11 protein-coding genes are annotated in these 19,293 nt (G+C 69.5%); 6 read left to right on the top strand and 5 right to left on the bottom strand.

Annotation, left to right across the window (positions count from 1 at the left end; genetic code table 11):
* Window positions 1-63: 63 nt before the first annotated feature.
* Window positions 64-2,424 (bottom strand): glucan 1,4-alpha-glucosidase, encoded by a 2,361-nt coding sequence (locus AC1U89_RS13965; protein WP_479900294.1) that lies wholly within the window; start codon window positions 2,422-2,424, stop codon window positions 64-66.
* Between the two features lie 40 nt (window positions 2,425-2,464).
* On the bottom strand, window positions 2,465-4,018 hold the full coding sequence (locus AC1U89_RS13960) for an MFS transporter (protein ID WP_479900293.1): 1,554 nt from the start codon (window positions 4,016-4,018) through the stop codon (window positions 2,465-2,467).
* A gap of 299 nt (window positions 4,019-4,317) precedes the next feature.
* On the opposite strand from AC1U89_RS13960, the gene AC1U89_RS13955 reads away from it, so the two are divergent.
* The gene (locus tag AC1U89_RS13955) at window positions 4,318-5,376 is read left to right on the top strand and encodes a LacI family DNA-binding transcriptional regulator (protein ID WP_479900422.1); all 1,059 of its coding nucleotides are present in this window, start codon (window positions 4,318-4,320) and stop codon (window positions 5,374-5,376) included.
* 141 nt (window positions 5,377-5,517) lie between these two features.
* Window positions 5,518-8,046, top strand: coding sequence for a hypothetical protein (locus AC1U89_RS13950; RefSeq protein ID WP_479900292.1), 2,529 nt, complete (start codon window positions 5,518-5,520; stop codon window positions 8,044-8,046).
* Between the two features lie 3 nt (window positions 8,047-8,049).
* Here AC1U89_RS13950 and AC1U89_RS13945 read toward each other — a convergent pair whose 3' ends face one another.
* Window positions 8,050-9,675: an alpha-glucosidase gene (locus AC1U89_RS13945; RefSeq protein ID WP_479900291.1), complete on the bottom strand. Its 1,626-nt coding sequence runs from the start codon at window positions 9,673-9,675 to the stop codon at window positions 8,050-8,052.
* Window positions 9,672-9,845 (bottom strand): hypothetical protein, encoded by a 174-nt coding sequence (locus tag AC1U89_RS13940; RefSeq protein WP_479900290.1) that lies wholly within the window; start codon window positions 9,843-9,845, stop codon window positions 9,672-9,674. Before AC1U89_RS13940 ends, AC1U89_RS13945 begins: the two co-directional genes overlap by 4 nt.
* Before the next feature lie 301 nt (window positions 9,846-10,146).
* Between AC1U89_RS13940 and AC1U89_RS13935 the strand changes: the two genes are divergently transcribed.
* From AC1U89_RS13935 to AC1U89_RS13920, 4 genes are all read left to right on the top strand, one after another.
* A complete protein-coding gene (locus AC1U89_RS13935) occupies window positions 10,147-12,909 on the top strand; it encodes a TonB-dependent receptor (protein ID WP_479900289.1) in 2,763 nt (920 codons plus the stop codon).
* A gap of 115 nt (window positions 12,910-13,024) precedes the next feature.
* Window positions 13,025-14,524, top strand: coding sequence for a tryptophan halogenase family protein (locus tag AC1U89_RS13930; protein WP_479900288.1), 1,500 nt, complete (start codon window positions 13,025-13,027; stop codon window positions 14,522-14,524).
* A 37-nt stretch (window positions 14,525-14,561) separates the two neighbouring features.
* Entirely contained in the window at window positions 14,562-15,767 is a 1,206-nt protein-coding gene (locus AC1U89_RS13925) for a winged helix-turn-helix domain-containing protein (RefSeq protein ID WP_479900287.1), read from the top strand.
* A gap of 108 nt (window positions 15,768-15,875) precedes the next feature.
* The gene (locus tag AC1U89_RS13920; protein ID WP_479900286.1) at window positions 15,876-17,777 is read left to right on the top strand and encodes a DEAD/DEAH box helicase; all 1,902 of its coding nucleotides are present in this window, start codon (window positions 15,876-15,878) and stop codon (window positions 17,775-17,777) included.
* A gap of 64 nt (window positions 17,778-17,841) precedes the next feature.
* On the opposite strand, the gene AC1U89_RS13915 is transcribed toward AC1U89_RS13920, so the two are convergent.
* A complete protein-coding gene (locus AC1U89_RS13915) occupies window positions 17,842-18,996 on the bottom strand; it encodes a glycosyltransferase family 61 protein (protein WP_479900285.1) in 1,155 nt (384 codons plus the stop codon).
* Window positions 18,997-19,293: the final 297 nt, after the last annotated feature.

The raw sequence follows: 19,293 nt of genomic DNA, 5'->3' as shown, positions 1-19,293 counted from the left end.
AGCTTCAAAAGTGAAGCTTTCGTCCGCGCCGGATTTCGCAAGCATGGACGAAGCTTAACCGTTCTACCTCGCGTAGCGCGCCGCCACCGGCTCGTAGCGATCCCACACCCGGCCGTCGCTGACCGAGCGCAGCAGCTTGACGTATTCGGCGTGCGACCAGGCCAGGGGCGTGGCCGAGTCCGTGCCCTCGCCGCGCGCGTAGCCGTGCGGATTAGGCCCGATGCCGTCCCACACCTGCTCGGGGATCAGCAGGCCGTCATTGGCGAACAGCTCCATGGCCTTGACGTAGCGGTCGCGGATCTTGCGGATCGCGGCGGCGTCGGGCTTGCCGTTCAGGCTGGCCAGGGCCAGCTCGTAATGACCGCGCTCGCCGGTGAAGATCGGCCAGACCCGGCCGCGCTGGCCGGGGCTCATCTTGCCGCCGACGCCGTAGTTGGCGCCGGTCTGGGCGTCCTCGCCATAGCCGTCGACGTCGTAGCGCCGCCAGCCCGGGAACTCGCCCTCGACGCCCGGGAACGTGAAGTCGTAGCGCACGCGGTAGAGGTCCGCCCGGCTGGTGTCGTCCAACTCCGGCAAGCTGCCGACGATCGCCTTGTCGTCGGCCCGGCGCACGCCGTAGCGGACCAGCTCCAGGAAGCCGCCGTCGACCACCTGATCCTTCGGCGGGGCGATCTGGCCGTTGGCGGCGCCGATCGGGGCGTGGTCGTTGGGGTCCTCGTTCTGGTTCAGGCGGACGTAGTAGGTCCCGTCGCCGAACGGTCCCTTGGTGGTGACCATCCGCGCCTCGACCTTGGCCGAATAGGCGTCGGCCGTGGCGCGGTATCGGGCCGCGCCGGTCGCGTCGCCCGCCAGTTCGGCGATGTCGCCCGCCGTCACCAGGCCGGCGATGGTCGCCGCGGTGGTCGAAGGCGAATAGCCGCCCTGTTCTTCCCAGCGCTCCTGCTGGGTGAACGGCGGCGTGATCGTCTCGTGGTTCCAGCCGATCCCGACCTTGCCGCCGTCGACCAGGAAGTCGGCCGCCGGCTTGATCATCTTGCCGTAGTAGGTCTTGAGGTCGGCCTCGGACAGCCAGCCCAGCTTCCACAGCTTCCAGCCCAGCATGATCGGCATGGCCGTCTGGTCCAGCTGGACGCCGACCCATTCGGTGGTGCCGTCCACCCAGGTCTTCTGCAGGAACCAGCCGCCGACGCCGGTATTGCCCGGGGTGGTCGCCTTGACCTGCACCTGCGGCAGATAGTGGAACGCGGCCAGCGGCGTCTGCTTGTCGCCCAACGCCGCCAGGGCCATGGCGCACTGGTAGAAGTCGCGCGGCCACACGGCCTTGTAGCCCGTCGAGGGCTTGGAGGCGTCGACCGTGTCACCCCACGGATTGGACAGCGAGGCGATCAGGGCGCCGGCATAGGTGCGGTCCTCCTGCACCTTCAGCATCAGAGCGCTGGCCTGGACCAGCTTGCCGCCGTCCTCCGAGGCCTCGCGCAGGCGCGGCAACTCGCTCAGCGAAGCCAGATAGTCCTCCCAGCCCACGCGGTCGCCCTCGCCGTTGTAGCGGGCCAGCACCTCGTCATACCCGGTCTTCAGCGTGGCCGAGGCTGCCTGGTCGGCGGCGGCGGCGTTGGGGCCGAAACCGATGGCGTAGTCCACCGTCACTTCACCGTCCTTGATCTCGGCGACGCGACCCGTGAGCATGATCGCGCCACGGACATTCCCGGTGTCGGCATGGAGGTCGTTCAACTGACCGTCGGCGGCCAGGTCGGTGAGCCCGTCCGTCTTGCCCAGGAAGCCCACGCTGGCCGCGCTGAACGGTTGCGACCCCTTCAGGGCCAGGAACACATCCTTCTCGTTCGCGGTCAGGGCTGTGCTGCTGGCCGTCCCGGCGTCGTCGCCGCCGGTATTGGCCATATGCGGCTCGAGCAGCAGATAGGGCGTGATCGGTCCCTTCAGGGCCCGGAAGGTGACGCGAACGAACAGCGCCTGGCGATCGGGATCGGTGAAGATCCGCTTCTCGATCTCGAACGCGCCGCCCTTGTGCGTCGTGGTGACCTTGTAGGCCGGCGACAAGGGACGTCCCGCCGCATCGACGTGGAGATACTCCGTCTTCGTCGTGGTGTCCGGTCCCTCGATCGCGATCCCGCGCGAGAAGCGCACGGCAAAGCGCAGCTGCTTGATCTGGGCTTCGTGGATCAGGCCGTACATGGTCTCGGTCAGGGTCCCGTCGGCGATCGAGAACCACACCTTCGACACCGCGCCGGTCGGGCCGCCGTCCTTGTAGGCGCCGTCGACATAGGCCTCGTAGGACGCGCCGACGCCGGTCTTGGCGGCGTAGGCCCAGGTGGTCGGGGTCTCGGCGTGGGCGGCCGCGCCCAGGGCGACGGCGCCCAAGACGACGGATGTCGAAGCGGGCGCGAGCATCTTCAGGCAACGCATGGAACTACCTCGTGAAATGACGGCGTCGATGAGACGCGATTCAAGCTTTTGACAGGACTTCGGGGGCCGGCGCGGCGGCCGGCGCGGCCTTTGGCTCGCCGACGTCGCGGACCAGGAACACGCAGGCCGCGGCGGCCAGCATCCCGCCCGCGCCCAGGACCAGGGCCCAGATCGCCTCGCCGCCGAAGAACGTCCTGAGCAGCAGGCCCAGGATGGTMGCGGCCAGCAGCTGCGGGATGACGATGAAGAAATTGAAGATGCCCATGTAGACGCCCATCTTCCGCGCCGGCAGCGCGCCCGACAGGATCGAGTACGGGGCCGACAGGATCGACGACCAGGCGAAGCCGACGCCGATCATCGGAAGCCACAGCAGGCCCGGGTCGCGGATCAGCGGGAACGCCGCCAGGCCCAGGCCGCCCAGGCACAGGCACAGCGCGTGGCTGGCCTTGCGGCCGACTGCGCGGGCGATGATCGGGATCACCAGGGCCGCCAGGGCCGCCACGCCGTTGTAGATGGCGAACAGCACCCCCACCCAGTCGGCGCCGTCGTTATAGGCCCGCGAGGCGGTGTCGGCGGCGTGGTAGTGGAAGGCGGCGACGGCCGGGGTGGTGTAGATCCACATGGCGAACAGGCCGAACCACGAGAAGAACTGGACCACCGCCAGCTGCTTCATGGTGGCGGGCATGCGGAACAGGTCCTCGACCACCTCCGAGAAGCCGTTGGCGGTCCGCCCGCCCTGCCGCAGCAGGCCGGCGACCAGTTGCGCCAGGCCGAACAGGCCGACCATGCCGGCCAGGACGTAGACTTCCTTCTCCAGCCGCGTCGCGAAGATCGCGGCGGCCAGCAGCAGGCCGGCCACGGTCCAGGCCAGGCCGCCGAGCATGTAGGCGCGGACCGTGCGGGTCGGGGCGTCGGCGTCCGTGGCGGCCTTGCGCGCGGGGTCTGACGCCTCGAAGGCGGCCAATTGGTCGGGGCTGTATTCGCGGGTGGTGAACACCGTCCACAGCACCGCCAGCAGCAGGCCCGCCGCGCCGGCGTAGAAGGCGATGTGCACCGACGGCGGCACGCCGCCGTTCTCGGCCACGTTGCTGACCGAGAACCAGTGGGTCAGCATCCACGGCAGGGCCGAGGCCAGGACCGCGCCGACGCCGATGAAGAAGCTCTGCATGGCGTAGCCCGAGGCGCGCTGTTCGTCGGGCAGGTTGTCGCCGACGAAGGCCCGGAACGGCTCCATGGTGATGTTGATCGAGGCGTCCATCACCCACAGGGCGGCGGCGGCGATCCACAAGGCCGGGGCGTTGGGCATGACCACCAGGGCGGCGCTGGTCAGGATCGCGCCCCACAGGAAGTACGGACGGCGACGCCCCAGGCGTCCCCAGGTCTTGTCGCTGAGATAGCCGATGATCGGCTGCACCAGGAGGCCGGTGGCCGGGGCGGCGATCCACAGGATCGCCAGGTGGTTCACCTCGACGCCGAGGCTCTGGAAGATGCGCGAGGTGTTGGCGTTCTGCAGGCCGAAGCCGATCTGGATCCCGAAGAACCCGAAGCACATGTTCCAGATCTGGAAGAAATTCAGCCGAGCCTTGGTCGCCATCGCTCCCCTTCCCCGCCCCGTTGGACCGGAGCTTTGCGCAAATTTTTTCAGCGCTTTGTGAGGCCGCATTTGTGCATGCGCCGCTCCGGCTGGCAACGGGATTCTCCAAATTTTGCGGGCATAACTCGGCAACAATCAACAGAGCCGATGAAGCCTGCTGCTCACGAAGCCCTTGCCTCAAGCGCGCCGCGCGGCAGAAGATTGCATAAATTTTCAAGGCCGCGCGCACGAAGGCGTCGCCGCCCCGTCCATGGCGCTTGAAAATCATGGCCACGGCGCCTTAACAAAGGTCTGAAAAGATTTGCGGCAAAATTTGCAGCGACTTTGAAGACGGGGCGGAAACAGTGACCAAGGGCGCGACGCGGCTTGAAGACCTGGCCAGGCTGGCCGGCGTATCGATCTCCACCGCCTCGCGGGCGCTGAACGACAGCCCGGCCGTCAACACGCGCACCAAGCAGCTGATCTGGAAGCTGGCGCGCGAGATGGACTATCCGTTCCGCCGCTACATGCCCGCCGGCCCGATCGGCGCGGAAGGCACCATCGCCATCGTCGTCCCCCGCCCGCAGGGCCGCGAGGGCCGGCTGTCGGACCCGTTCTTCCTGGAGCTGCTGGCCGGGGTCGGCGAGGCCGCGCGGGAGCGGGGCTGCGACCTGGTGATCAGCCACGTGGCCCCGACCAGTTTCGAGGACCTGTCGGTGGCCATGACCACCAGCCGGGCCGACGGCGTGATCTTCCTGGGCCAGAGCTGGCTGCACACCGCCTTCAACCGCCTGGCCGAGACCGAAGGGCGCTTCGTGGTCTGGGGCGCGCAGCTGCCCGACCAGGCCTATTGCTCGGTGGGCTCGGACAACCCCTTGGGCGCCAAGCGCGCGACGCTGCACCTGGCGCGCCTGGGCCGCAAGCGCATCGTCTTCCTGGGCGACACCGAGGCCCCCGAGGCCATGCAGCGCCATCGCGGCTATCTGGACGCGGTCGAGCAGTTCGGCCTTGGCGTCGATCCGGAGCTGATCGTGCCRGCCCATTTCGAGGTCGAGTCCGCCGAGGCCAGCGTCGACTCCCTGATCCAACGCGGCGTGAAGTTCKACGGGGTGGTCGCCGCCTCGGACCTGATCGCCCTCGGGGCCATCCGCGCCCTGCAGCACGCGGGGATGTCGATCCCCGGCGACGTCTCGGTGATCGGCTATGACGACGTGCCCTTCGCCCGCTATTCGCGCCCGGCGCTCAGCACCATCTCGCAGGACACCGCCAAGGCGGGCCGGCTGATGGTGTCCAAGCTGCTGGACGCCAGCGGCCAGGGCGCCAGCCGCTCGGAGCGGGTGCCCACGGACCTGATCATCCGCGAATCCTGCGGCGGCTGAGCCCTTCACACAGCTAGGCGATTTGCGGGGTCCAGCCTGAGGCGATGACCCTATGGAGCCCCTCCGTTCGCGAGGGAAAATGCCGGCTCACCCGACGATCGCGCCGCCCCGGCCGGTCCGGGAAACTCGAGCGAGGCGGCCGTGAAGACCTTATTGGCGATGGGACTGGCGCTGTCGATGACGGCGCCGGTGGGTCTGGCCGGACTGTCCGGCGGCGCGTGGCCCCTGGACACGGCCTTGGCGGCCGAGCCGGCCGCGACCACCGCCGCCAAGACCATCGACGCCCGCCCCTGGCCCCGGTCCTACCAGGTCGACGGCGTGTCGTTCTCGCTCTATCGCCCCGAGGTCGACTCCTGGGAGGGCGACACCCTGAAGGCCCGGGCCGTCATGGCGGTGAAGACCGCCGAGACCAAGGACGCTTCCGGCAAGGCCGTCGCCCAGCAGGACTACGGCGTCCTCTGGCTGACCGCCCGCACCGAGACCGACAAGGAAGCGCGCGAGGTGGTGCTGGACCGGCTGACCATCGACCGCGCCAGCTTCCCGGCGGCCAAGGACCAGGAGGCGCGCTACCTGGCCCTGGCGCGCAAGGTGGCGCCGACCACCAGCCTGGTGGCCAGCCTGAACCAGTTGGAGGCCTCGCTGGCCCTGACCGAGGCCGGGCGGTCCCCGGAGGTCTCGCAGCCGGTCGACAACGCCCCGCCCGAGATCCTGTTCGCTTTCACCCCGACCCTGCTGGTGCTGATCGACGGCCAGCCGGTGCTCAAGCCCTCGGGCGTCGCCGGCGTCGAACGGGTGATCAACACCCGCGCCGTGCTGTTGAAGAGCCAGAATGCGTTCTACCTGACGCGCGATGGCAAGTGGGCGACGGCGACCGCGCTGGACGGCCCCTGGACCCTCGTCGCCAAGCCGCCGGCGGCCGTGACCCAGGCCGCCGCCAAGCTGGGACCGGCCAAGCCGCCGCCGGCCCAGGCCGACCGGCAGGCCGATCCGGCCGCCACCCAGCCCAAGGCGACGATCCTGGTCCGAACCCACCCCGCCGAACTGATCAGCGTCGAGGGCGATCCCGCCTTCGTGTCGATCCCCGGCACGTCCCTGAAGTTCGTGTCCAACACCCCGGCCGACGTGCTGATCGACGGCGCGGGCGGCTGGTACGTGCTGATCGCCGGGCGCTGGTTCACCGCCCCCTCGTCGAAGGGGCCCTGGCGCTGGGTCGATCCCAAGACCCTGCCCGCCGACTTCGCCAAGATCCCCAGCGACGGTCCCAAGGGCGCGGTCCTGGCCTCGATCCCCGGCACGCCCGAGGCGCGGGAGTCGCTGGTGGCCAACGCCGTCCCGCAGACGGCGACCGTCAACCGCACCGAAGCCCGCTTCGACGCCCTCTATGACGGCGAGCCGAAGTTCAAGCCGATCCAGGGCACGGGGTTGAGCTACGCCATCAACTCCAGCGCCCCGGTGATCAACGCCGGATCTGCCGGCTACTACGCCCTGGAGAACGGCGTCTGGTTCACCGCTTCCGCGCCCCGGGGACCGTGGGCCGCCGCCACCCAGGTGCCGCCCGAAATCTACAAGATCCCCAGCAACTCGCCCCTGCACTACGTGACCTATGTCACGATCTACGGGACCGACGGCGACGAGATCTATGTCGGCTACACGCCCGGCTACTACGGCACGGTCGTCAGCAACGGCGTGGTGGTCTACGGCTCGGGCTATCCCTGCGACAGCTGGGTCGGGACCGAGTGGTACGGCTGTCCCACCCCCTACGGCTACGGCGCGGCGTTCGGCTACGGCGCGGCCATGGGATGGGCGCTGGCCTTCGGCTGGGGCTGGTACGATCCCTGGTACGATCCGTGGTGGGGCCCCTGGTATCCCTACTATCCGGGCTACTATCCGATCGGCGGCGTGGTGGCGGGCAACGTCTACGGCCGCTGGGGCAACAGCGTGGTGGCCGGCACCGGCGCGGCCTGGGCCAATCCCTGGACCGGCAACTACGGCCGGGCCGGGCAAGGCGGCTACTACAACACCCGCACCGGTGGACGGGGCTACGGCTACGCCGGCCGCAACACCAACATCTATACCGGCAACTCGACCGCGGCGGCCGGCGGCGTGCGCTACAATCCCCAGACCGGACGGGTCGTGGCGGGCCAGGGCGGTTCGATCTCGAACATCTATACCGGCGAAGGCGTGGCCGGCGGCTCGCGCACCGTGGTCAACACCGAKACCGGCCGGGTGACCAACCAGGCCGGCGTCGCCGGTCGCGGCCAGGAAGGCGCCGGCGCGATCGGCGGGTTCAACACCCAGGGCCCCGGCGGCGGCGAGGCCAAGGGCGCGGGCTACATCCACTACGATCGCGACACCGGCGACATCTCCAAGGGCGGCGTCGTCGACGTCAACGGCAACGTCTACGCCGGCAAGGACGGCAACGTGTACAAGCACGGCGAGGACGGCTGGGAACAGGTCGGCAAGGACGGCAAGTTCGCGAAGACCGACCGCCCCGACCCGTCGCTGGACCGCGAGCGGGTCAGCCGCGACCGAGGTTTCGAACGCGACCGCGGCGCCAGCTCCGGCTTCGAACGCTCGGCGGCCAGCCGCCCCTCCTTCGACCGGGGAGCCTATGGCGGCGGCTTCGGCGGCCACATGGGCGGAATGCGCGGCGGCGGACGGCGGCGCTAGGGCCTAGGCCTTCCGCGCCACCAGCCCCGCCATCGCCGGCAGCGCGCCCTCCCCGGCTAGGTTGACGCTGTCGACGATCGTCCAGCCGGCCGGCAGGTCCCAGACCACGGCCTCGAAACCCAGGTTGAAGGCGCACAGCACCTGGTCCGCGCCCTCGCCCCGCAGGAAGACCAGCAGCGGCTCGGGCGCCTCGACCAGGGTCATGCCGCCCGTCCGCAGGCCGGGCAGCCGACGGCGCAGGGCGACCACGCGGCGGGTCAGGTTCAGGGTGGAGTCGCCATCGCGCTCCTGGCGGTCGACGGCCAGGTCGATGTGCGACGGATCGATCGGCAGCCAGGGCTCGACCTTGGAGAAGCCCGTATGGGCGGCCACGGCCACCCAGGGCATCGGCGTGCGGGCGCCGTCCCGACCCAGGGTCTCGGGCCAGTTGGCGATCGCCTCGGGGTCCTGCAGCCGGTCGTAGGGCACATCGGCCTGGGGCAGGCCCAGTTCCTCGCCCTGGTAGATGAAGACGTTGCCGCGCAAGCTGACCAGCAGCAGCAGCGACATGTCGGCGAAGGCCTTGGGGTCGCGCCCCCGGGCCCAGCGCGACACCGCGCGCGGCGCGTCGTGGTTCGAGAAGGTCCAGGACGGCCAGCCCTGGCCTTCTTCGCCCGACCACATGGCGGTCCCCTGCCGGATCAGGTCGGCCGCCAGGGTGTCGGCGTAGAGGTAGAGGAAGCCGTAGGCGCTGTGCAGGCGGTCGGGCCCCTGGGTGTACAGCTTCATCTCGCTGTCGGCGCGTTCGCCCCCGACCTCGGCCACCATGAAGCGGCCGCCGTACGACTCGCCCAGCTGGCGCAGCMGGGTCAGGAAGGCCGGGATGTCCTCGTGCGACTGGTTGTGGAAGTGGTGCTGGAAGTCGAACGGACGGGTGCGCTTGCCCTCGCTGCTCAGGATCGGCGGATTGTCGGTCAGGGCCTGGTCGTGCATCGCGAAATTGATCGCGTCGAAGCGGAAGCCGTCGACGCCGCGCTCCAGCCAGAACCGCGCGGCGGCGATCAGGGCGTCCTGCACCTGCGGGCTGTGGACGTTGAGGTCGGGCTGGGCCGACAGGAAGTTGTGCAGATAGTACTGGCGCCGGCGCGCGTCCCAGGTCCAGGACGGGCCGCCGAACACCGACTGCCAGTTGCTGGGCGGCGAACCGTCCGGCTTGGCGTCGGCCCAGACGTACCAGTCGGCCTTGGGATTGGTGCGGTCCTGGCGGCTGGCCTTGAACCACGGATGCTCGTCGGAGGTGTGCGAGAACACCTGGTCGATGATCACCTTCAGGCCCAGGGCGTGGGCCTTCTCGATCAAGCGGTCGAAGTCGGCCAGGGTCCCGAAGATCGGGTCGACGTCCTCGTAGTCCGAGACGTCGTACCCGAAGTCCTTCATCGGCGAGGTGAAGAACGGCGACAGCCAGACGGCGTCCACGCCCAGCGAGGCCACGTGCTCCAGGTGGGCGGTGACGCCCGGCAGGTCGCCCACCCCGTCGCCGTTCGAGTCGGCGAAGCTGCGCGGATAGATCTGGTAGATCACCGCGCCGCGCCACCAGTCGCGATCCAGGGCCAGGTCGACGGACGGCTTTGAAAGGGTCTCGACCGTCACTGGCCAACCTCCGGAACGCAAATCGTGTGAGCGGGCGCATCGACGAATCCGCCGCGATCATTGGTCGCGTCGTCGCCGAGCAGGCGGTCGGGCAAGACGAAATCGGCCCGCGCGAATCCGGCGGCCATGACCTCGGGAGCGGCGAACGCGGCGTCCGCCGATCGACTCATCCCTGCCCCCGAAATGCCCACGCCCCTCGCCCTTCCCGCTTATCGAAGACCGGTCGATAGAACGCCGATCCATTGTTTGCAATCTTTTGCAGAAACCTCGCAAACCTGTCAATCGACCTTATCATCCCGTCAAACACGCGAATTTCCCGACTTTCGGCGGTTCATATGGGCCGAAAAGCCACAGATGACATTTTGTCCATTTTTCCAGTTGCAATCCGTTGCGTTTATTTGCAGTAATTTTCACAACGAAGCTTGGATCACCGCGGCGCAACCGCGGGAGCCGATTGGGAGGGAGCCTCAAATGACGACCAATTCGATGCCGCGCCGAGCGCGGCTGATGAGCGGAGCGGCCACGGGCCTGGCCCTGCTCCTGACCACCGCCGGCGTCGCCCACGCTCAGGACGCGGCCGCGCCCAGCACCGACACCGTCGAGGAAATCACCGTCACCGGCATCCGCGCCGGCATCCAGAACTCAATCGCCCTGAAGAAGTCCTCCAGCTCGATCGTCGAGGCCGTGTCGGCCGAGGACATCGGCAAGCTGCCCGACACCTCGATCGCCGAATCCCTGGCCCGCCTGCCCGGCCTGACCGCCCAGCGCCTGGACGGCCGCGCGCAGTCGATCTCGATCCGCGGCCTGGGCCCCGACTACAACACCGTGCTGCTGAACGGCCGCGAGCAGGTCTCGACCGGCGACAACCGCGGCGTCGAGTTCGACCAGTATCCGTCGGAAATCCTCAGCGGCGTGCTGGTCTACAAGACCCCCGACGCCGCCCTGATCGGCCAGGGCCTGGCCGGCACCGCCGACCTGCAGACCATCCGTCCGCTGAAGTACGGCAAGAAGGTCCTGTCGGCCAACGCCCGCTACGAGTTCAACGGCGAGAAGAAGCTGAACCCGGACGCCAAGGACACCGGCCATCGCCTCAGCGCCACCTGGGTCGACCAGTTCCTGGACGACACCCTGGGCGTCGCCGTCGCCGTGTCGGACATCTCGACCCCGACCCAGAGCCGCCGCTTCAATGCGTGGGGCTATCCCAACGTCTCGACCGGCGGACCGCTGGTGATCGGCGGCGCCAAGCCGTACGTGCAGTCCAACAACCTCAAGCGCACCGGCGTCATCGGCGTGCTGGAATACGCCCCGACCGACAAGCTGCGCAGCTCGCTGGACCTCTACTATTCGAAGTTCCGCGAGAAGCAGATCCTGCGCGGCATCGAGCTGCCGTTGTTCTGGAGCTCGGCCACCCTGCAGCCCGGCTACACCGTCCAGGACGGCCTGGTCACCCAGGGCACCTATACCGGCGTGAAGGGGGTCATGCGCAACGACCTCAACACCCGCCACACCGAGCTGAAGTCGGCCGGCTGGRACATCGCCTACGACACCGACAACGGCTGGACCCTGGCCGCCGATCTCAGCTACTCGGCCGCCGACCGCACCGACGTGATCTTCGAGTCCTATTCGGGCACCGGCCCGTCCGGCGTCGGCGCGACCGACACCCTGGGCTTCCACACCACCCCGGGCGCCGGCACGACCTTCAGCTCGATCCTAGACTACACCGACTCCAACCTGTTCGTGCTGACCGATCCCCAGGGCTGGGGCGCGGGCGCGGCCGGCGGGGCCCTGACCCAGGCGGGCTTCTACAACACGCCCGCGATCAAGGACGAGCTGGACGCGATCCGCCTGATGGCCAAGCGCGACCTGGAGTGGGGCCCGATCAACAAGGTCGAGTTCGGCTACAACGCCAGCCGCCGCGAGAAGTCCAAGGAAGTGCACGAGAGCTTCCTGACCTTCGGCGGCCGCATCGCCGACGGCGCGCCGACCAGCCGCGCGATCCCCAAGCAAGCCCTGATCGGCACCGTCAGCCTGGACCTGATCGGCATCAAGGCCATGCTGGCCTACGATCCGATGTACCTGCTCAAGAACAACTACTACACGCTGATCGCCGACCAGAACCCGGCCGTCCAGACGCGGAACTGGTCGGTCGAGGAGAAGGTCCAGATCGGCTACGTCAAGTTCGGCATCGACAGCACGGTCGGCGGGGTCCCGGTCACCGGCAACACCGGCCTGCAGGTGGTCTATACCGACCAGTTCTCGAAGGGCACGCGGATCAACCCCGCCGACACCGCCCATCCGACCAGCAACGACGGCGGCGACACCTACACCTACGTCCTGCCCAGCCTGAACCTGACCTTCGACCTCAGCAACGAGACGTTCCTGCGCTTCGGCGCGGCCCGCACCCTGGCCCGCGCCCGGATGGACGAGATGCGCGCCAGCCAGTCGTTCAACACGAACTTCTCGAACCTGACCTCGACGGATCCGTCCAACGCCTTCTTCAGCACCGAGGGCGGCAACCCGCTGCTGCGGCCCTACATCGCCGACGGCGTGGACCTGTCGCTGGAGAAATACTTCGGCCGCTCGGCCTACATCTCGGCCGCCGCCTACTACAAGAAGCTGTCGAACTTCGTGAACTCCAACTCCTCGCATCCCGAGGACTTCTCGGCCTTCGCGGCGCTGCTGCCGCCGGCGGTGCGGTCGCAGCTGGGCACGACCCAGGGCGTGGCCAAGGGGCCGGAGAACGGCAAGGGCGGCTACATCCGCGGGATCGAGCTGTCGGCCACGGTCACGGGCGACATCTTCTTTGAACCCCTGCGCGACTTCGGCCTGATCATCAGCGGCTCGTACACCGACAGCGAGGTCAAGCTCGAGGACAACTCCGCCCCGGTCGACATGCCCGGCCTGTCGAAGAAGGTGGTCAACACCACGTTCTACTACGAGCACAACGGCTTCAACGCCCGGATCAGCAATCGCTATCGCAGCAAGTTCCTGGGCGAAGTGGCCGGCCTCAGCGCCGCGCGGATCTACCGGACCGTCGACACCGAGTCCGTGCTCGACGCCCAGATCGGCTACGAGTTCCGCGAGGGTCCGCTCGACGGCCTGTCCCTGCTGCTGCAGGCCAACAACATCACCGACGAGCCGTTCAAGACCTACGAGAACAACGATCCCCGGCGGACCGTCGACTACCAGAAGTATGGCACCACCTACATGGTCGGCCTTTCGTACCGGTTCTAACGACATCTCCCCTGCTACTCCCCGCCGGCGCCTGCACGCCGGCGGGGATTTTCTTTTGGGGAAAGAGGCATAGGGACTCGTCCGAAGAGGCGTGCCCGGAGAAGGGAAACCAGGGATGGGCGGCGACAGGATCAAGTCCGTGGTCGTGGTCGGCGGCGGCACCGCCGGCTGGATGAGCGCGGCCGTGCTGGCCCGGGCCCTGGGCGACGGCGTCCGCATCCGCCTGGTGGAATCCGAGGAGATCGGCACCGTCGGGGTCGGCGAGGCCACCATCCCCCAGATCCGCAACATCAACGCCTTCCTGGGCCTGGACGAGAACGCCTTCCTCGCGGCCACCCAGGGCACGATCAAGCTGGGCATCGAATTCGTCGGCTGGCGCGCCCCCGGCCACGCCTACATCCACGCCTTCGGCGAGATCGGCCGCCCGCTGGGCGCCGTCCCCTTCCACCACTACTGGCTGGCGGGACGGGCGGAGGGCGATGAGCATTCGCTCTGGGACTACTCGCTGAACGCCCGGGCGGCCTTCGCCGGTCGCTTCGACCGGGCGGTGCGCCGGCCCGGCGGCGTGGCCGAGCCGCTGACCTACGCCTTCCAGTTCGACGCCATCCTCTACGCCCGCCACCTGCGCGCCCACGCCGAGCGCCTGGGCGTGATCCGCACCGAGGGCAAGATCGTCGACACGACCCTGCGCGAACCCGACGGCTTCGTGGCCTCGGTGACGCTGGAGAGCGGCGAGGTCGTCGAGGGCGACTTCTTCATCGACTGCTCGGGCTTCCGCGGCCTGCTGATCGAGCAGGCCCTCAGGACCGGCTACGAGGACTGGTCGGACCTGCTGCCCTGCGACCGCGCGATCGCCGTGCCCACGGCCAATGCCGGTCCGCCGCGTCCCTACACCCAGGCCATCGCTCGCCCCGCCGGCTGGCAGTGGCGCATCCCGCTGCAGCACCGCACGGGCAACGGCCACGTGTTCTGCAGCCGCTTCGTCAGCGAGGACGAGGCCGTCGCCCAACTGATGGCCAATCTCGAGGGCGAGCCCCTGGCCGAGCCCCGGACGCTGAAGTTCCTGACCGGCCGCCGCAAACGGTTCTGGAACAGGAACGTCCTGGCCCTGGGCCTGGCCAGCGGCTTCATGGAACCACTGGAGTCCACCAGCATCCACCTGGTCCAGTCCGGCCTGTCGCGCCTGCTGGCCCTGTTCCCGGACAAGGGCTTCGCCCCGCGCGACATCGACGAATACAACCGCCAGACCGACCTGGAATACGAGCGCATCCGCGATTTCCTGGTGCTGCACTACTGGGCCAACCAGCGCCCCGAGCCGTTCTGGCGGGCCTGCCGCGAGGCGACCGCCCCCGCCGAGCTGACCCGCAAGGTCGAGCTCTTCCGCACCCACGGCCGGCTGTTCCGCGAGCCCGACGACCTGTTCCTGGAGGCCAGCTGGCTGCAGGTGCTGATCGGCCAGGGCATGGTTCCGGAAGCCTGGCACCCCATGGCCGGTCAGCTCACCGACGACCAGCTGCGGGACTTCCTGGCCGACCTGCGCAAGATCACCGCCGACGGCGCAGCCGCCCTGCCCGCCCATGGTGACTTCCTTCGTCAGCAGTGCGCGGCCCGGTAGCTTGTCACCGGCCGCAAGGCCATGCTCACTCCGGGACATGGTCGAGACCCTGTCCCACAAGCAAGCCCGCCGCATCGTCCTGGCCGCCCAGKGGTTCGCCGACAAGCGCCCCGCCGCCCCGACCCGACGCCACCTGATCGCGACGATCGAGCGCCTGGCCCTGCTGCAGATCGACAGCGTCAACGTCGTCTCGCGCTCGCACTACCTGCCGCTGTTCTCGCGCCTGGGCGCCTATCCGCGCCCGCTGCTGGAGGACCTGGCCTGGGGCCGCAAGCCGAAGCTGTTCGAATACTGGGGCCACGAGGCGTCGCTGATGCCGCTGGACCTGCAGCCCCTGCTGCGCTGGCGCATGGAGGACGCCCGCAACGGCGTCGGGGTCTGGAGCAATGTCGCTAAGTTCCTGGCCGGCCATCGCCCGTTCATCGACAAGGCCCTGGCGGCGATCCACGAGCGCGGCCCGCTGTCGGCCGGCGAGCTGGGCCTGGGCGAGCGCGGCCAGGCCGGCTGGTGGGGCTGGAGCGAGGCTAAGCGGGCGACCGAATGCCTGTTCTGGGCCGGCGAGCTGACCACCGCCACCCGGCGCGGGACCTTCGAGCGGGTCTACGGCCTGCCCGAGGAGGTCCTGCCCAAGGCGATCTGGTCGGCCCCGACGCCGTCCCGCGCCGAGGCGCACCGCGTCCTGCTGCGCCGGGCCGCCCGCGCCATGGGCGTGGCCACCGAGCGCGACCTGCGCGACTATTTCCGCATGGGCCTGGCCGACGCCCGGCGCGGCGTGGCCGAACTGGTCGAGGCCGGCGACCTGGTCCCGGTCGAGGTCCGGGGCTGGGACCAGCCGGCCTACCTCGCGCCCGACGCCAAGCGGCCGCGCAGCGTCAAGGCCAACGCCCTGCTCTCGCCGTTCGACAACCTGATCTGGTTCCGCGAACGGGCCGAGCGCCTGTTCGACGTCCGCATCCGGCTGGAGATCTACACCCCGGCCCACAAGCGCACCCATGGCTACTACGTGCTGCCGTTCCTGCAGGGCGAGGCGATCACGGCCAGGGTCGACCTGAAGGCCGACCGCAAGGCGGGCCTGCTGCGGGTGCTGTCGGCCCATCGCGAACCGGCGGCGAACGCCGCGACCGCCGCCCTCCTGGCGACCGAGCTGCGGCTCATGGCCACGTGGCTGGGCCTTGCCGGCGTGGCGGTTGCGCCCAGCGGCGACCTGAGCCCGGCCCTGGCGGCGGAAACCGCCGGACATTGACTTTGGCTGGCCAAAGCCTATTTATCCCCAGCTTCGGAGCAGGCTTGGCGAATCCGCGCCACCCGTTCGCCCAAACACGGGTGGCTCCGGACTTCAGACCAGCGTGAAATGACAGAATTTTCCGAACTCGGGCTCTCGCCCACGACCCTCCAAGCGGTCGCCGACACCGGCTATACCACCGCCACCCCGATCCAGGCCCAGGCGATCCCGGTCGCCCTGGCCGGACAGGACGTCCTGGGCATCGCCCAGACGGGCACCGGCAAGACCGCCGCCTTCACCCTGCCCATGGTCGACAAGCTGGCCTCGGGCCGCGCCAAGGCCCGCATGCCGCGCGCCCTGGTCATCGCCCCGACCCGCGAACTGGCCGACCAGGTCGCCGCCAGCTTCGAGAAGTACGCCAAGGGCACCAAGCTCTCATGGGCGCTGCTGATCGGCGGCGTGTCGTTCGGCGACCAGGAGAAGAAGCTGGACCGCGGCGTCGACGTGCTGATCGCCACGCCGGGCCGCCTGCTCGACCACTTCGAGCGCGGCAAGCTGCTGATGACCGGCGTCCAGATCATGGTCGTCGACGAAGCCGACCGCATGCTGGACATGGGCTTCATCCCCGACATCGAGCGCATCTTCAAGCTGACGCCGCCCAAGAAGCAGACCCTGTTCTTCTCGGCGACCATGCCGCCGGAAATCACCCGGCTGACCAAGCAGTTCCTGAAGGATCCGGTGCGGATCGAGGTCGCCAAGCCGGCCACGACCAACGCCAACATCACCCAGCTGCTGGTCAAGGTCCCCTCCTCCGATCCGAAGGCCAAGCGCCTGGCGCTGCGCGCCCTGATCGAGAAGGCCCAGATCGAGACCGGCATCGTGTTCTGCAATCGCAAGACCGAAGTCGACATCGTCGCCAAGTCGCTGAAGAGCCACGGCTTCGACGCCGCCGCCATCCACGGCGACCTGGATCAGAGCCAGCGCATGAAGACCCTGGCGGCCTTCCGCGACGGCTCGCTGAAGATCCTGGTGGCCTCCGACGTCGCCGCGCGCGGCCTGGACATCCCGGCCGTCAGCCACGTCTTCAACTACGACGTCCCGCACCACGCCGACGACTACGTGCACCGCRTCGGCCGCACGGGCCGCGCCGGCCGCACCGGCATCACCTACATGCTGGTCACCCCGGCCGACGACAAGGGCTTCGACAAGGTGGTCAAGCTGATCGGCTCGACCCCGGCCGAGGAGAAGCTGGACCTTGACTATTCCAACGCCGTGACCGTGCGCCGCGAAGGCGACAGCAAGCGCGGCGGCGGCCGGGATCGCGACCGCTCGCGCGGCGGCGAGCGTGGCCGCGACCGCGATCGCAACCGCGCCCCGACCGTGCCGTCGGACGTCGCCGTCGCCAACCTGGAAGCCGCCATCGCCGGCGAGCCGATCCCCTCGGCCCCGGGCGAAGCCCTGACCAAGCGTCCGTCGCGCAGCCGCAAGCCGCGCGGCGAGCAGGCCGCCGTCGAGACCGTGGAAGCCGAAGTCCCGGCGGCCGCCKAGGCCGCTCCGGCCGAGAAGGCTCCCGCCGAGCGTGCCCCCACCGAGCGTGGTCGTCGCGATCGTGGCGGCTCGTCGCGTGATCGGGGTCGCCAGCCGCGCGCCGAACAGGACGCCGTCGCCGAGCAGTCCGCCGTCGAGGCCGTCGCCGCTCCCGCCTCTGAGCGCGCCCCGCGTCCGGAACGCACCGAAGGCGACCGCCCGGCCCGCCGCGAGCGCGGCCGTGATCGCGATCGCCGTCCCGAGCGTGGCGAACAGCCCCGCGCCGAGGCCGCCCAGGCCGCCGAGCGCGCGCCTCGTCCCGAACGCGCCGAAGCCGAGCGCCCCTCGCGCGCCAACGCCCCGATGCCGGTGCGCGGCGTCCAGCCGGTCCGCGGCCGCGAGGACGACGACGACCGCCGCGTGGTGGGCTTCGGCAACGACGTCCCCGCCTTCCTGATGCGCGCCCCGCCGCGCCTGGCCCCGGTCAGCGACAGCGAAGACTAGGCTCGACGGAAGACCAGAATCGAAAGGGACGCACGAAGCTCGTGCGTCCCTTTTCTTTTTGGCGTCAGAGCGCCGCGTCGACGAAGGCCAGGAAATCGTCCAGCGGGACCTCGTAGCCGAAGCGGAAGCCGCGGCGAAGGCGATGGCGCCACGCCACCGCGCCGGGATCGACGGGCGAGGCGCAGACATAGCCGCGCCATTGCGCGCCCGCCTGGCGGCTGGCCGCCCACACCCACTGGCTGGTGAAGTTCTGCGGCTGGATCTCGACGATCCTGGCCCCGGCCGGCGCGAACAGGGCGTTGGTCATGGCCGCGCCGGTCGGCCCGACGATGATCCCCGCCTCCTGCGCCATCCGGACCTGCTCGGCCGCGTCCAGGCGTTCAGGGCGGACGATCTCGAAGCCCCGCGCCCGCAACGCCGCCTCCAGCGCCGCCTCGTTGACCATCACCCGCATCGAATGGCCCCGGCGCGAGAAGTAGAGCCTGCGGCCGCTGGTCCGGGGCTTCGGCGCCGCCGCCAGGATCCGCGCCCGGGTGCGCGTCAGCAGATCGCCGGGACCGTGCAGATAGTGGTCCATGCTGGTGGCGTGGACGACGGCGCCGAGCCGCACGACCTGGTCCTTCAGCTCCCGGACAGGCTTGCCCACGGCCATGGCGATCAGGTCGCGCTGCCAGGCGCCCAGGGGCGGCGCGATCGGCGGATAGGCCTCCAGCAAGCCCTGCTCGTCGAGCGCCACCAGGGACGTCAGGCAGTCCAGCACGAAGTGCCCGTAGTTGAAGGTCCCGCCCCAGGCCATGAACACCGCCGCGCGGTCCAGCCTCGGGACCGCGTCGGGCGGCGTCAGGCGGGTGACGCCGTCTTCGACCGTCGMGCCGGGCAGGCCCGAAAGGTCCGGCCAGCGCTCCATAGCCTCGCGCGCCGAGGCCCTCAGCGTCGTCCCGTCGGCCAGGACCATGGCGCCGAAGCCGGGCAGGTTCAGCACGTCGCCGGTCAGGCACAGGGAAACGGGTCGCGCGGGCGGCGGACGATGCTCGAACGGCCAGGCCGTCAGCGCCGCCCCGCCCAGGGCGAACGCCTCGGTCGTCGCACCATCCAGCGCGGGCAGCTCCAGCCTCACCGCGTCGCCGGGACCGGCCGTCTCCCGCGCGAAGCGCTCGGCGTCCACCGCCGGCAGCAGGCTGGCCTCATCGACGATCCGGAGCGGCAGAGGTTGGCCCATACCGGCCTTCGATCACGGGAATCGACGCAAGGCAATGCGGGGCGATGGGCCTCGCCAGAGCTCCGTGCTCGGCGGATAGAGACTGAAGTTCAGCGATTTCAGGACCTTGAACTTTTTCGACCGAACTTATCCTCACCCTTCCAGACGCCCGTATCCTGATCTCACCTGAAAGCATGGGAAGGGCGTCGGCCGGCGACCGAACGGCTTTCAGGGGTGGACGAGCGGGAAGGCTTAGTCCGTCGTGTCCCACAAGGACGCCCTGGGTTGGAGTTGGAGCAGGTTCGCCTCAGTCGCGAC

It is taken from the genome of Caulobacter sp. 05T431 (genome assembly GCF_056665975.1).
The sequence above is the reverse complement of the archived record's forward strand: the minus strand, read 5'-3'. Positions and strand labels throughout refer to the sequence as shown.

Excerpts from the sequence above, each read along its gene's own strand:
- AC1U89_RS13965 (WP_479900294.1), bottom strand. The coding sequence starts at position 2,424 with ATGCGTTGCCTGAAGATGCTCGCGCCCGCTTCGACATCCGTCGTCTTG.
- AC1U89_RS13940 (WP_479900290.1), bottom strand. The coding sequence starts at position 9,845 with ATGAGTCGATCGGCGGACGCCGCGTTCGCCGCTCCCGAGGTCATGGCC.
- AC1U89_RS13930 (WP_479900288.1), top strand. The coding sequence starts at position 13,025 with ATGGGCGGCGACAGGATCAAGTCCGTGGTCGTGGTCGGCGGCGGCACC.